This window comes from Streptomyces sp. NPDC006372 (assembly GCF_040612515.1).
GTDB lineage: Bacteria > Actinomycetota > Actinomycetes > Streptomycetales > Streptomycetaceae > Streptomyces.
Map to the genome: position 1 here is coordinate 55,678 of NZ_JBEXQJ010000011.1, position 11,677 is coordinate 67,354.

Below are 11,677 nucleotides of genomic sequence, written 5' to 3' on the forward strand. Positions count from 1 at the left end.
TCGACGGAGCGTCACGACGGTCGTGATGGGTACGTACTCGGTGAAGGCCAGGGGTGGTTGGGAACCACCCGGAACCTGGTGACGGACCCGGGCGTCCTATCCACCGACGACCGTGCCCCATCCTCCCGTGGCGGAGGCGGAGAGAAATACGCGCGACGGCAAACGCCATACTTCGCCACCCCTACGCCACGCCCGTGCTTTTGACAGACGCAGTATGGGCGGGACGGCCGCGGAGGCAGCCAGATGCTCGACCCATAGGGGTTCCCCGTGCTTCCAGCAGGGGTGTGATGCGCCAACAGGTACGCACAGTGAAGTGATCGACACATGGTGTGATGTGGCCCACGGTGTTGCCAGGCGTGCAACGGAAAGGAACGAGCGCTCATGCGCGAGATCCTCGGAAGGCGACGCAGGCTCCTGTCCCAGCGCGGCGACGGGGCGCCTGAGCTGATCGGCGCGGCCCTGACCTACGCGACGCAATGGCAGTGGCCCGTACTCCCGGGAGTGGCGGCGGACCCGCAGGGGACAGGCCGTTGCGCCTGCCCCGACCCGGAGTGCACCGTGCCCGGTGCGCACCCCTTCGACCCCGGCCTCCTCGCGGCCACCACCGACGAGCGCATGCTGCGCTGGTGGTGGGGCAACCGGCCCGCGGCGCCGATCGTCCTGGCCACCGGCGGCAAGGCCCCCTGCGCGGTCTCGCTGCCCGCCCTGCCGGCCGCCCGTGCCCTCGAAGCGCTCGACCGCACGGGCATGAGGCTCGGCCCGGTCGTGGCCTCCCCCACCCGCTGGGCGATCCTCGTGAAGCCGTACTCCATGGAACAGCTCGGCGAGCTGCTGTACGCCAAGGACTTCGTGCCCGGCTCCCTCCGCTTCCACGGGGAGGGCGGCTACCTGGCCCTGCCCCCGTCCGAGGCGGGCCAGGGCGAGATCCGCTGGGAGCGGGCGCCGCTGCCCGGCTCCGCCTCGCCGTGGGTACCCGATGTCGAGGCCGTGGTGGACGCCGTGGTCGAGGCTCTCACTCGTACGGGTGTGAGCGCGCCCGAGTTCTAGCGCGGTAGGGCGCGCCGAGCCCGGCTTCCGCCGCGGCGCGTTATGTTCCGGGGCCATGCCGCGTCATGCCCGGGGTTGTTCCCGGGACCCCCGAAAGGTCCGTCTGATCGCCCTCGCGGGCACCGTGGTGATGTGCGCGATCGCACTGCCGCTGGCGGTGGCGTCCGGGTCCGTGAATTCAGGGAGCCGGGTGCACTCCGAGGGGCCGGCCGACGAGGTCGTGGCGGACGGCGGCCCCGTGTCCCGTTCCGTTCGTGAGGGCGAACGTCCCTCCCGGCCCTCCCCGTCACCCGCCGACGGCAAGGCGCCAGCCGCCGTCACCGGCCTGCCCACACTCGGCCAGGGCCTGGCGACCGCGGTGCGCTGCGGTCCCGAACTCTCCTCCCCCGACGGCATCGAGGCGCAGACGTGTGTCGTGACGCAGGGTGCCGACACCTGGGCGCGGACCTACTACCGCAATGCGACCGGCGAGGCGCTGGACGCCGTACTGAGCCTGCTGGGTCCCGGAGTCCGGACCGTGCGGATGACGTGTGCGGTGGGGGCGGAGGACGAGCCGCGGACCTGCGAGACGCCCCGGGAGCCCGCACGGGGTGAGCTCGCGGCCTACACGGCGGTCGCCGAGTTCGCCCGGCGGGCGGGCGAAGGACCGCTGCTGCTGCGCTCGGGAAGCAACTCGCCTGTGGGAACAGGTAGTTGAGGAGCCGCCGCGTCCCGTGAACGGATGCGCGCATGAAAAGACCCGGTTGCTGGCGACGGGGGATGCACCAGCAACCGGGCTACAGGAACGGTAACAAGAGATCGGCTGTTCGCAAATTCGATCTCCCCTTTCCAGTCACCGACTGGCTTGTCCCCGCCGGGAGTTGTGAGGGTTGTGAGGGGAGTCACCCGTTCCGGGGCCCGGAGCCCGACCGGCCGGCGGCCGGACCCCGGGGCCGCTCGTCAGTTGAGCGTGACCTGCCGGTTGGTGAGACCGCCCCGCGCGCGGCGTTCGTCCGCCGAGAGCGGCGCGTCCGTCGCCAGGGCCGCGGCGAGGCGCTCGGCGAACTCCGCCGCCGGCTTCTCCACGTCCTCGGCCGTGACCCCGCTCGGCAGGTCCCAGACCGGCACGGTGAGCCCGTGAGCGCGGAAGGAGCCCACCAGCCGGGTGCCCTCGCCGAGGCTGGAGCGGCCCGCGGCGTGCAGTCGCGCGAGGGCGTCCAGGAGCTGCTCCTCCGCGTGCGGCATGACCCACCGCAGATGGTTCTTCTCCGGCGTCTCGCACCAGTAGGCGGAGTCCACGCCCTGGAGCCTGACGGTCGGGATGGCCGCGGCGTTGGCCCGCTCCAGGGAGGCGGTCACGTCCGGGGTGGCGTTCTCCGGGTCCGGGACCCAGAACTCGAAGCCGCTGTGCACTTCTGGCTCGAAGGCGCCCTCAGGGTCGAGCAGGTCCTGGAGCCGCGGACCGTCGGCCGGGGCGCGGCGGCCCTGGACGGGCGTGCCGGGGTCCGCTTCCAGAGCGCGCTGGAGGGTGTCGGCGAGGTCGCGGCTGATGTCGCCCGAGGAGGTGTCGTTCTGCAGACCGAGCAGGACCGAGCCGTCGTCGCGGCGCAGGGCGGGCCAGGCCATCGGCAGCACCGTGGCCAGCGTGACCGCCGGGACTCCTTCGGGGAGGCCGCCCTTGAGGGGCAGCGCGACCGTGGCCGCCGGGACCAGTTCGCGCAGGGCCACCCAGTCGCACTCGCCGGGCAGTCCCTCGAAGGGGCGGTGCACCAGCTCGGTCGCGGCGTGCGCGGCGGCCCGGCCGTGACACGCCTTGTAGCGGCGGCCGCTGCCGCAGGGGCAGGGCTCGCGAGCGCCGACAACCGGGATCTCCCCGTCCGTGATCTGCGGGCGCTTGGCCTTCGTCTGGGGTCGCTTCTTGGCCATCGATGGGTCTCCCGGTTACGGCTCGTCTCGTACGGTCGCGAGCCTAGCCGTTCGGACCTCGGGCGACGGGAACCTGTGGACAACACTCGGCTGTTCGCCGCGTACGGCCCTCAGTCCATGTCGTCGAAGGCGTCCGCGAAGTCCAGCCCGGGTATCCGGGAGACCGCAGGGGCGGCGACGCGGGACGCGAAGTCGTCGCGGCGGTGGCAGGCGTCCGGATCGTGCACGTCGTCGTGGACGACGACCCACACCGTGACCTCGCCGCGGATGTCGTCCCGGACACCCCAGTCGTCGGCCAGCGCGGTGATGATGTTCAGCCCGCGGCCGCCGTGCGCCGTGACCGACGGGGTCGCCGGGGCGGGGCGGGTCGGGCCGCCGCCGTCCGTGACCTCGACCACGAGCCGGCCGGCCGGGTCCACACACCATGCGGCGCGGACGTCCCCGTCGCCGGAGAGGGCGTCACCCAGGGGTCTGCCGTGCTTGCACGCGTTGCTCAAAAGTTCGGAAAGGATCAGAACGGCGTCGTCGATGACCGATTCCGCGACGCCACCGCTGCGCAACTGCGTCCGCATACGGTGTCGCGCTTCGCCCACGCCCGCAGGGCCATGGGGTACGGCCATGCTCGACGACGTGGGCACCTCCTGTGCCACCACCAACGCCACCCCCGAGACCTCCTTTGCCCCACGCCACGGTGTGGATGCCCCATTGGCCTGTACCGGAAACCGGCCAATCCACGTCCCTTGACGCATTCACCACGACCGAACACGGATCGAACGCGCCGGAGCACTCCCTGTGATCCTGTGGCCGGATTTCATCGGTGTGGCCGAGACGCGAGGATCCCGTTCGGTGTGGCGTGGGGTCAAGGGGTGTGCGTGGGTCTGATGGGGCTTGTGTGGTCAGCGGCCGAGCTGGTCCAGTACCGCGCGCGGGCGGTTGGTGATGATGGCGTCGACGCCCAGGCCGACGCAGAGGTCCACGTCCTCGGGCTCGTTCACGGTCCACACGTGCACCTGGTGGCCGGCTCGCTTCAGGCGCTCGATGTGGGCGGGATGGTTGCGCACGATCCGGATGGAGGGGCCCGCGATCCCCACGCCCGGGGGCAGCCGGCCGTCGCGCAGCCGGGGTGAGACGAACTGTGTCAGATAGACCGTCGGCAGCGTCGGTGAGGCGGCGCGCACGCGGTGCAGCGAGCGGGCCGAGAAGCTCATGACCCGCACCCGGGACTCCTCGGCGGAGGCCGGGGCGTCCAGGCCGAACCGCTTCAGCAGCGCCAGCAGCCGGTCCTCGACCTGCCCCGCCCAGCGCGTGGGGTGCTTGGTCTCGACGGCCAGCTCCACGCGGCGCCCGGCGTCGGCGACGAGTTCGAGCAGCCGCTCCAGAGTGAGGACGGAGGTGGCCTCGCGGTCCTCCGGGCGGTGCTCCCAGTCGGGTTCCTCGTCGCGTCCCCGCCAGGCCTCACGTGTCTTCCAGGAGCCGAAGTCCAGCGCGGCGAGGTCGGCGAGCTCCAGGGCGGAGACCGCGCCGCGGCCGTTGGACGTACGGTTGATCCGGCGGTCGTGCACGCACACCAGGTGGCCGTCGGCGGTGAGGCGCACATCGCACTCGAGGGCGTCCGCACCGTCCTCGATCGCCTTGGTGTACGCGGCCAGGGTGTGCTCCGGGGCGTCCTCGGAGGCCCCCCGGTGGGCGACGACTTGGATGACATGCTGCCGTGCGTGGGTCACCGCGTCATGGTGCCACCGAGCGCGGGTACGCGTCCGGTCGGACGGACTCGACGGATGCACAGGTCCGGACGGAGGCATTGGGATTGCATCCTTTTAGCCGGTAATGACCTATATAAAGAATGGCCCCGGACCCACAGCCACCGCTTATGGTGCTCTGACGGCCGGTGGGAAAAGCTGACGGCATACAAAAAGCTGACGGCATACAGAGGGACAAGCACAGCTGTATCGCGCCGGAACCGTCGACCAGCGTGAAGAGCGTGACCGAGTGCGACCCAAGAACAGCCGTGGATCGAGGAGACAAGCTGTGAGCACCGAGAACGAGGGCACCGCGGTACCCCCTGCCCCGTCCGCACCCCCCGTGCCGGTGGACGCTCCCGCTGCTCAGGCGCCCCAGGGGCAGGCGCCTCAGGCACCTCAGGGACAGGCCCCCCAGGGCCCGGGACCGTACGGACAGGGCTCCCAGGGGCAGCCCGCGCACGGGCAGGGTGCGCCCGGTGACGCCGCGCATCCCGGCGTCTCCTCCTCCGCTCCCGACCCGTCCTGGCCCCCGCCCCCGCCGCCGGCCGGCCCGTCGTACGGCGACGGCGGCTCCGGTGCGGGCCCGGGCGGCTGGGGTTCCTCGTACCAGCCGGCCCCGAAGCCCGGACGCAGGCGCGGGGGTCTGGCCGCCGCGATCCTGATCGCCGCGCTGGTCGCGGGCGGCCTGGGCGGTGGCCTCGGCTACACGCTGGCGAAGAACAACGACGAGAGCACCGGCTCGACCACGGTCTCCGCCTCCACCAGCGGCGGCGACGTCAAGCGCGACGCGGGCACGGTCGCGGGCGTGGCCGCCAAGGCCCTGCCGAGCACCGTCACGATCGAGGCCGAGAGCACGAGCGGCGAGGGCGGCACGGGCACCGGCTTCGTCTTCGACACGCAGGGCCACATCGTCACCAACAACCACGTGGTGGCGGACGCGGTGGACGGCGGCAAACTCACCGCGACCTTCCCGAACGGCAAGAAGTACGACGCCGAGGTCGTCGGCCACGCGCAGGGCTACGACGTGGCGGTCGTCAAACTCAAGAACGCCCCGGGCGACCTGAAGCCGCTCACCCTCGGCAACTCGGACAAGGTGGCCGTCGGCGACTCGACCATCGCGATCGGCGCCCCGTTCGGCCTGTCCGACACGGTGACGACGGGCATCATCAGCGCCAAGAACCGCCCGGTCGCCTCCAGCGACGGCAGCGGCAGCCAGGCCTCGTACATGAGCGCCCTGCAGACCGACGCCTCGATCAACCCGGGCAACTCCGGCGGCCCGCTGCTGGACGCGCAGGGCAACGTCATCGGCATCAACTCGGCGATCCAGTCCACCGGCAACGGCGGCTTCGGCACCGGCCAGTCCGGCTCGATCGGCCTGGGCTTCGCCATCCCGATCAACCAGGCCAAGTACGTCGCCCAGGAGCTGATCAAGACCGGCAAGCCGGTGTACGCGAAGATCGGCGCCTCGGTCTCCCTCGACGACAGCTCGAAGGGCGCGCAGATCACCGACCAGGGCGCGGGCGGCGCGGCACCGGTCGAGCCCGGCGGCCCGGCCGCCAAGGCGGGCCTCAAGCCCGGGGACGTCATCACCAAGCTGGACGACCGGGTGATCGACTCCGGGCCCACCCTGATCGGCGAGATCTGGACCCACAAGCCCGGCGACAAGGTCACGATCACCTACGAGCGCGGCGGCAAGCAGCAGACGGTCGACGTCACCCTGGGCTCCCGCGTCGGCGACAACTGACACCCAACCGCCCGCACCGACCCGTTACCCTTGTCCCCGCGCCGCCGATCACGGCAGGCGCGGGGAGGTGTGCCCGAGCGGCCGAAGGGAACGGTCTTGAAAACCGTCGTGGCAGCGATGTCACCGTGGGTTCAAATCCCACCGCCTCCGCCGAGGTCATAGACCTTGCAGGTCAGAAGGGGTGTCTCTCATCAGAGGCGCCCCTTTTGCATGGAGCCTGTCTCACCTTGATCCGGCTCTGTCGCGTTGTGGAGTCAGTGCGTGTGGACCAGGCGTGGACCAAATCGCGGACCGCCACACCTGTATTGACCTGCGACTTAGGCAGGCCGACATTCCCAGCGAGGGGACACCCGCCCGCCGAGCGGCGTATGCGCTACCGGTCCGACGTCGGCACGAGCCGGGACCGCTGTGACACGAGTGCACTCCGTGTCGGACCACCACTTAAGGGTGCGGGGCTGCGGAGGATACGCCCCAGCTCGGGTTGCCCGCAAAGCCAGTGATTGTGGTCCATGGATGCTTGATCGTGTACTTGCTTATTGGTCGCCCGGGCCGTCGTCTCTCCCCCAAGACGCGACCCTCGCGAAGCCGCCGCGTCGTCGATAGTCGCGCCATCGATCAAGCCCAAGAAGCCAACACCTGCAGACACCAGGGCTACAAGTCCTTGATCCAAGAAGGCAGGCTATTGCAACGAACAGCCCATACGTCAGGGCGAGTTAACGGTGCAAACCTCTAATGGCGGACATAGACTGCCCCGTGGGTGGCTTCTGCGCCCGCATGGAACTCAGTTTCATCCCCCAGAGGAGACCTCGTGGCCGGACTTGACGCGACCCAGTGGGCAACACCCGCCGTGCAGGCACTCATTGGCGCTATGACGAGCGATTTATGGGCGAGTGCACGTGATCGCTTCGCTCGTGTCCTGGCCAGGCGTCCAGATGCCGCCGGCGAGGTGTCGGAGGACCTTGAGGAGTCCCAGCAGCAACTCGTGGATGCCGGGGCCACCGACGAGGCCCGTGAGGAGATCTCTTCCGAATGGCTCGGCCGGTTCCGGAGAGCCCTAACGCGGGATCCCTCACTCCTGGACGAACTCCGGTCGCTCATCGAGGATTACGGTGAGAAGCAGGCCTCACCCGGTGTTGTCACGCAGAATGTGAGCGCGACCGGGGGTGGCACTGTTTTCAACCAGGGCACGGGTGTCCAGAATAATCAGGTGGATCAGAAATGAGTGCGGAGGGGGAGTCTGCAAGGGAGATCCAACAAGACGTCCACGCTGAGGGATCGGGCGTTGCTTTCGTTCAAGGTTCGGGAAATCAACATAACCATTTGACTCAGAACTACTTCAGCACTAACTCAAGCCTTCCCGGTGACTCTGAGTCCCTATACAGGCAAGGCGAAATGAAGCTTCAAGCTCGGGAGTACGGTGAGGCCGAGTTATTTCTGCTCGCTGCGGCTGAGGCGGGACATGTCGAGGCTATGAAGAGGCTTGCGAGCCTCTATGGGATGAGGCGCAAGGAGACGGCTCATCGGTGGTACATGAGGCTTGCCGAGCTGGGCGAAGTGGATGGATACAATGGTCTAGGTTACTTGGCGAAGTATCGCTTAGACCTCGTTAACTCCCCCTCCGAACGGACGCCACTGGTCGACGAGGCTGTCGGTTGGTACCGGAAAGCCCTTGACGCGGGCGACAAAGAGGCAGCGATCGAAATCGGACTGATCCTCTACAGGGAAGATCGCTATGAAGAGGCAATCCCATATCTCGAAACGTCGACTGAGCTGATCAAGCGAGACCCCAAGCTCGACGATGAATACTTTGTTGAATCGAAACTCAAGCGTGCTCGAAAGGCGCAAGAGCGTCAGCGTCGAAAGGCTGAGCAGCGGCAAGAGGGTGGTACTCGCCGGCGCTGGTGGCGAGGCTCGTAGGCTGACCAATCTCATGCTTCCATGCTGCCTTCAGGCGTCGGTTGCGCTTTCGGGTCGTCTTCGTGGGGAAAACGAAAGACTCCACTAAGCATCAATGTCGGCCTTCACGGTATGCCGTGAAGGCCGACATGACATTCAGCGCCCAGGAATCGCCAGCAGTTTCCACAAGCGGCGCTCCTAGGAGCCGTTTTACTAATCGTCGTGGCGCTCATCAATCGCGTCGAGAGCCTGTTGGATCTGCTGGTTGGCTCGCCCTTGGTTGCGGTGGATGGCCTTGGCGTAGAAGCGATGGATCCCGGTGTGCAACACATACAGGATCCCGCACAGCACCTCCCCGGTCTGGTAACGCCTTGTGGCCCGGGTACCGGAAGCGCCGTTCGCACTGCGGCAGCAGCGGCTCCAGGCGATCCCACAGCTCATCCGACACGATCCACGGCGATGTCCCCACAACCAGGCCGAACGCTCAACTCGCGCAGGATGCTTAGAATTCGGAATCGGACATCAGAATGAGCCCTTCTCGATCTTGAGGATGTCGAACGGGTTTCCAGGCCCTTTTAGCTCATTCTGGACCGGATCTGTGTAGTCGACACTTCGTGGCAGCACAACAGACTCATAGCGATTAGCCTGACCCGCTACCTCCACCTTGCTCCTTTTTCCCAGCTTGAGTGGATACCACGCATCCTCCGTACCGCTGGTAATGTTCACTTCTACTCTGAATTCGCAGTCACTCTCCCCCGCGAAGAAGAACAGGTCGAAGGTGCGAGCGTCACCCTGCTCACCTCCGTCAAGGTAAACCCCCTCGGAGAAGGCGTTACCTTTGAGTTTCCAGACCTCCACGCCGGGGCGGGGTTGCGGAACGCGTCCAGCAACAATCCTAGGCCGAGGAGCGGGCTCTGTTAGATCGAAGCCAACTGTTTTCGGCTCGACGTCATCGCCGCCATCCCCGATAGGTGGAGGTACAACAGCAGTTCCCGAGTACCGTGTCGGTTCGCACTTACGGTCCGAAATGCGCATATTTTGGATTACCACAGTCCCCTCGTGGAGCGGAGATAAAGTAACCCTGTACACGTCAATGCCGACACGAACAGCCTGATTCCTTGCAAACCAGTCCGAGTATTCTTGTGTTCCGTACCCGGCCTCCCCTCCGCCTTGTAGGTCCGTAATCTTGTCAGGGAATGCGAAGCGGACGCCATAGAAATTGGGTGCTCCAGGTGCCTGCTCGACTGGCGGCCCTGCCTCCTTTTTTTTCTCTTCTTCATCCTTTCGTTTCTCTCGATTCTCGGCATCTGTTGCCGCCTTGCCGGAATCTACTGTGGCGTCAGTGTTGCGTTCCTGCTGTAGAAGCGAAATGAACCCGTACACCAAGCCGGCCACGACGCCGATGCCGGTGACGATCGCCAGACCCTTGTTGAATCGTCTCCAAGACGGCGTCTCCTGAGTCCCGCCGTCCTGGGGTGCGGGATCGGGCGTGGGCTGATGGGGTTCCGGAACGGGGCCAAACGGCGGAGGTACCGCAGGATGCAGGGGCTCAGAACCAGGAGCGGGTGGTGTCGTGGGAGGCGGAGAGGCAGACATGGGTCCCCCGAGTGCTCTTCTGCCAGTAGAGGGTGGTTGTTTTAGCAGAATGGGTATGCGGCATCAACTAGTAGGAATTATTGGAAACCTTTTCCGGCCTGTCTGGCTTGAACTGCACACCTCAGATGGGTGAGAAGCTGCGAGGGGGAGGAACTGGTCTCGTGCCTCTCGTTACGGCAGCCCTGACAGGAACGGCGGCACAGAGAGACGCAACCTCGCCAACGTCAGCAAACAGAGTCTGGGGGCGTCGGCACGCTCCGTGGGAAGCTGCCCGATCCTACGGATCAGAAGGCCGATGACCTTCTGCCACGAGTGAGGCCAGTGGACCCTGCGTGGACCAGGACCCCTGTGAGTCGTTTGATGCCGGTACGCTGTCCGAGCGGCCGGAGGGGAACGGTCCTGAAGACCGTCGTGGCAGCGATGTCACCGTGGGTTCAAAATCCCACCGCCTCCGCGTAGCTGGCAGTGAGAACGGTCCCTGACCAGGAAGATCGGTCAGGGGCCCGTCGTGCTGCGTGCTGTGGTGAGTGCACGTCGTTCCCCGGTGTTCCCCGTTCGATCAGGCACGGCTGGGGCACGGGACCTGGGCCGTATGCGTCACTTCCTGCGGACGGACGCGAGCGCCGGCACCATGCTCGCGAGCAGCACGAACACCACGAGCGAGGCGAAGAACAGGGCCTCGAGCCAGCCAGAGTTCGCACCGGTGAGCGTGCCGTCCGCTGACGCGCATTCCACCTCCGGCGGAAAGCTCTGCCGACGCAAGTCGCCACAGCTGTTCGGCAGGTCGTCATTCACGACGTACGCGTTCACCCAGCAAAACGCCAAGCTGGCGAGGAAGACGCCCAGCGAGGCCAGGGAGACGCCCCACAACGCGGTCGGGCGGACTGCCTCGGAGGCCGTCGGGGATGCCGTCATGACCGGAGCGTACCGGCTGGTCTCCTCGGCACTGGGACCAGGCCGAGAGAGCATCCTGCCCCGCACGTTTCCCACCTCGGACCAGTGCGTGCGGCCGGCCTGCGGCCAAGGATCGAGGCCGCTCGGCCACGTCCTCGCAGCGTGCTGGGATTCTTCGACTAGTCGTCCCCGCCGCTCTGCTGTGAGTGGCGGGGATTCCGGCTGGCGCTGCGGGCCAGTTCACTGCCTAGCAGCGTCGCCTTGGCCACACCGCGTGCCCAGCGCGGGGCGTCGCCCCGGGCCGCCCAGAAGACACAGACGCAGCCGCCGATGATGAGCAGAGCGACGACCGACAGTATGAGCACGAGCATGCCCGACCCCCGTTTTCGTGTGATGGTCCGCGCCATCGTCTCAGGCGGGCCGTCCTTCAGCAGCTTCGTCCGGAGGCGAGGTTGCTTCGCTACGGCGGAGACGCGTCACCCGTTCAGCAGCACGGGGTTTGTCACCGGAACAGGCACGCTGGCCAGCGGTAATGACGGGTCGCCCGGTCGCGGTGGCCGTCTCACGCCGTGCCTGATGAGGGCGCGTGGGGCAACGTCGAGTGCGGCAGGCCGCCACAGTGGCTGGCCGCACTCACCGAAAGGAAGCGCTCCCCGTGAAGCGTTCTCTCATCCGCGTCGCCATAGCCGGCGCCCTCACCGCCCCTGTCCTGTTCATGGCCGCCGGCGTGGCCTCCGCTGACGGCTCCTCGCACTGCACAGAGCGCAGCCATGCGGGCCACCACGCCGCGTACACGGAGCACACCAGCTCCAAGGACTACGCCGACGACAAGGGCAGCAACCGCTACGGCGGC

General features: G+C 67.4%; 12 protein-coding genes, 1 tRNA gene and 1 pseudogene. 7 read left to right on the forward strand and 7 right to left on the reverse strand.

Features of this window, described 5'->3' with window-relative positions; translation table 11 throughout:
* Positions 1-381: 381 nt before the first annotated feature.
* Both ABZ016_RS18905 and ABZ016_RS18910 read left to right on the forward strand, forming a co-directional pair.
* Complete coding sequence (locus ABZ016_RS18905; RefSeq protein ID WP_356917767.1) at positions 382-1,047, forward strand: bifunctional DNA primase/polymerase; 666 nt, start codon at positions 382-384, stop codon at positions 1,045-1,047.
* A gap of 55 nt (positions 1,048-1,102) precedes the next feature.
* The gene (locus tag ABZ016_RS18910) at positions 1,103-1,744 is read left to right on the forward strand and encodes a hypothetical protein (RefSeq protein ID WP_356917768.1); all 642 of its coding nucleotides are present in this window, start codon (positions 1,103-1,105) and stop codon (positions 1,742-1,744) included.
* A gap of 242 nt (positions 1,745-1,986) precedes the next feature.
* Here the strand turns inward: ABZ016_RS18910 and ABZ016_RS18915 are convergent, their stop codons facing one another.
* From ABZ016_RS18915 to ABZ016_RS18925, 3 genes are all read right to left on the reverse strand, one after another.
* On the reverse strand, positions 1,987-2,952 hold the full coding sequence (locus tag ABZ016_RS18915) for a DUF5926 family protein (protein WP_356917769.1): 966 nt from the start codon (positions 2,950-2,952) through the stop codon (positions 1,987-1,989).
* 110 nt (positions 2,953-3,062) lie between these two features.
* Positions 3,063-3,701, reverse strand: a complete 639-nt coding sequence (locus ABZ016_RS18920; protein WP_356917770.1) for an ATP-binding protein — start codon at positions 3,699-3,701, stop codon at positions 3,063-3,065.
* A gap of 147 nt (positions 3,702-3,848) precedes the next feature.
* The gene (locus tag ABZ016_RS18925; RefSeq protein ID WP_356917771.1) at positions 3,849-4,676 is read right to left on the reverse strand and encodes a glycerophosphodiester phosphodiesterase; all 828 of its coding nucleotides are present in this window, start codon (positions 4,674-4,676) and stop codon (positions 3,849-3,851) included.
* A gap of 304 nt (positions 4,677-4,980) precedes the next feature.
* On the opposite strand from ABZ016_RS18925, the gene ABZ016_RS18930 reads away from it, so the two are divergent.
* The 4 genes from ABZ016_RS18930 to ABZ016_RS18945 all read left to right on the forward strand — a co-directional run bounded on the left by ABZ016_RS18930 (position 4,981) and on the right by ABZ016_RS18945 (position 8,355).
* Complete coding sequence (locus ABZ016_RS18930) at positions 4,981-6,438, forward strand: trypsin-like peptidase domain-containing protein (protein WP_356917772.1); 1,458 nt, start codon at positions 4,981-4,983, stop codon at positions 6,436-6,438.
* Between the two features lie 63 nt (positions 6,439-6,501).
* Positions 6,502-6,588: transfer RNA gene (locus ABZ016_RS18935), tRNA-Ser, on the forward strand.
* A 658-nt stretch (positions 6,589-7,246) separates the two neighbouring features.
* The gene (locus ABZ016_RS18940) at positions 7,247-7,660 is read left to right on the forward strand and encodes a hypothetical protein (RefSeq protein ID WP_356917773.1); all 414 of its coding nucleotides are present in this window, start codon (positions 7,247-7,249) and stop codon (positions 7,658-7,660) included.
* A gap of 98 nt (positions 7,661-7,758) precedes the next feature.
* Positions 7,759-8,355 (forward strand): hypothetical protein, encoded by a 597-nt coding sequence (locus tag ABZ016_RS18945; protein WP_356917774.1) that lies wholly within the window; start codon positions 7,759-7,761, stop codon positions 8,353-8,355.
* A gap of 291 nt (positions 8,356-8,646) precedes the next feature.
* Here ABZ016_RS18945 and ABZ016_RS18950 read toward each other — a convergent pair.
* The 4 genes and pseudogenes from ABZ016_RS18950 to ABZ016_RS18965 all read right to left on the reverse strand — a co-directional run.
* Positions 8,647-8,843: pseudogene (locus tag ABZ016_RS18950) on the reverse strand (transposase); the annotation flags it as partial.
* A 13-nt stretch (positions 8,844-8,856) separates the two neighbouring features.
* Entirely contained in the window at positions 8,857-9,729 is an 873-nt protein-coding gene (locus ABZ016_RS18955) for a hypothetical protein (RefSeq protein ID WP_356917775.1), read from the reverse strand.
* Positions 9,730-10,527: 798 nt separating this feature from the next.
* Positions 10,528-10,845, reverse strand: a complete 318-nt coding sequence (locus tag ABZ016_RS18960) for a hypothetical protein (protein ID WP_356917776.1) — start codon at positions 10,843-10,845, stop codon at positions 10,528-10,530.
* Positions 10,846-11,003: 158 nt separating this feature from the next.
* Complete coding sequence (locus ABZ016_RS18965) at positions 11,004-11,195, reverse strand: hypothetical protein (RefSeq protein WP_356917777.1); 192 nt, start codon at positions 11,193-11,195, stop codon at positions 11,004-11,006.
* Between the two features lie 284 nt (positions 11,196-11,479).
* Here ABZ016_RS18965 and ABZ016_RS18970 point away from each other — a divergent pair.
* On the forward strand, positions 11,480-11,677 hold a 198-nt coding region (locus tag ABZ016_RS18970), incomplete at its 3' end, for a hypothetical protein (RefSeq protein WP_356917778.1).